Below are 1,643 nucleotides of genomic sequence, written 5' to 3' on the forward strand. Positions count from 1 at the left end.
CTTTATTGAGAGTTTGATCTTGGCTCAGGACGAACGCTGGCGGCGTGCCTAATACATGCAAGTCGAGCGCGGGAAGCTAACTGAATTCTTCGGAAGGACGTTAGTGGAACGAGCGGCGGACGGGTGAGTAACACGTGGGCAACCTGCCTGTAAGATTGGGATAACTCCGGGAAACCGGGGCTAATACCGAATAACACTTTTCTTCGCATGAAGGGAAGTTAAAAGATGGCTCCGGCTATCACTTACAGATGGGCCCGCGGCGCATTAGCTAGTTGGTGAGGTAAAGGCTCACCAAGGCAACGATGCGTAGCCGACCTGAGAGGGTGATCGGCCACACTGGGACTGAGACACGGCCCAGACTCCTACGGGAGGCAGCAGTAGGGAATCTTCCGCAATGGACGAAAGTCTGACGGAGCAACGCCGCGTGAACGAAGAAGGTTTTCGGATCGTAAAGTTCTGTTGTTAGGGAAGAACAAGTACCGTTCAAATAGGGCGGTACCTTGACGGTACCTATCGAGAAAGCCCCGGCTAACTACGTGCCAGCAGCCGCGGTAATACGTAGGGGGCAAGCGTTGTCCGGAATTATTGGGCGTAAAGCGCGCGTAGGCGGTTTCTTAAGTCTGATGTGAAATCTTGCGGCTCAACCGCAAGCGGTCATTGGAAACTGGGGAACTTGAGTACAGAAGAGGAGAGCGGAATTCCACGTGTAGCGGTGAAATGCGTAGATATGTGGAGGAACACCAGTGGCGAAGGCGGCTCTCTGGTCTGTAACTGACGCTGAGGTGCGAAAGCGTGGGGAGCGAACAGGATTAGATACCCTGGTAGTCCACGCCGTAAACGATGAGTGCTAGGTGTTAGGGGGTTTCCGCCCCTTAGTGCTGCAGTTAACGCATTAAGCACTCCGCCTGGGGAGTACGGCCGCAAGGCTGAAACTCAAAAGAATTGACGGGGACCCGCACAAGCGGTGGAGCATGTGGTTTAATTCGACGCAACGCGAAGAACCTTACCAGGTCTTGACATCTTCGGATGTCCCTAGAGATAGGGAGTTCCCTTCGGGGACCGAATGACAGGTGGTGCATGGTTGTCGTCAGCTCGTGTCGTGAGATGTTGGGTTAAGTCCCGCAACGAGCGCAACCCTTGATCTTAGTTGCCAGCATTCAGTTGGGCACTCTAAGGTGACTGCCGGTGACAAACCGGAGGAAGGTGGGGATGACGTCAAATCATCATGCCCCTTATGACCTGGGCTACACACGTGCTACAATGGATGGTACAGAGGGAAGCAAAACCGCGAGGTCGAGCAAATCCCATAAAACCATTCTCAGTTCGGATTGCAGGCTGCAACTCGCCTGCATGAAGCCGGAATCGCTAGTAATCGTGGATCAGCATGCCACGGTGAATACGTTCCCGGGTCTTGTACACACCGCCCGTCACACCACGAGAGTTGGCAACACCCGAAGTCGGTGGGGTAACCTTTGGAGCCAGCCGCCGAAGGTGGGGCCAATGATTGGGGTGAAGTCGTAACAAGGTAGCCGTATCGGAAGGTGCGGCTGGATCACCTCCTTTCTAAGGATATAATTACGGAACAATCTACTACGTAGATTGCCTCATACTAGGTTGTTTGGTTCAGTTTTGAGAGTTCAATT

General features: G+C 53.5%; 1 rRNA gene. It reads left to right on the forward strand.

The annotated features are described in order from the left end of the window. Position 1: 1 nt before the first annotated feature. Positions 2–1,563, forward strand: a 16S ribosomal RNA gene (locus SH601_RS17495). The last annotated feature ends 80 nt before the right edge of the window (positions 1,564–1,643 follow it).

The sequence above is a fragment of the Gracilibacillus pellucidus genome (genome assembly GCF_033949965.1).
GTDB classification, from domain to species: Bacteria; Bacillota; Bacilli; order Bacillales; family Amphibacillaceae; genus Gracilibacillus; species Gracilibacillus pellucidus.